The organism is Chryseobacterium indologenes (assembly GCF_001295265.1).
Classification (GTDB): domain Bacteria; phylum Bacteroidota; class Bacteroidia; order Flavobacteriales; family Weeksellaceae; genus Chryseobacterium; species Chryseobacterium indologenes_A.
In genome coordinates, this window is the sequence record NZ_LJOD01000074.1 from 1 (window position 1) to 431 (window position 431).

Annotated in this window: 1 pseudogene; it reads left to right on the plus strand. The window is 41.8% G+C overall.

The features are described 5' to 3' along the window. Positions 1-431, plus strand: a pseudogene (locus AOB46_RS23580) (RHS repeat-associated core domain-containing protein); the annotation flags it as partial.

Sequence of the window (431 nt, forward strand, 5' to 3'; positions counted from 1 at the left end):
TACTCCAATATGTATTGGGGGCTGAATACCCTGTTATCGGTCACGTATTATGATTCTTATCCTCGACTATATGATTTTAATCCTTCATATCCTTCAACGATTCTGGGAGAACCTGTACTGGCTGAAACTCCTGATGCTGCTGGAAGAAGCACCAAAGGCCTTCCGGTGATGAGTCTGGTAAAAAATATTGAAGATGACAGCTGGACCAAAACCTATACCTATTATGATCAAAAAGGAAGAGCGATAGGAACATACTCTATTAACCACTTGGGTGGCTATACCCAAACAGAATCCAAGCTTGATTTTGCGGGAACCGTTCAGAAAATGGTGACAAGGCATAAAAGGCTAAGCACCGATACTGAAAGAGTAATTACAGAGACCTTTACGTATGACCATCAGAACAGGTTACTCGTTCATAAGCATCAGGTGGA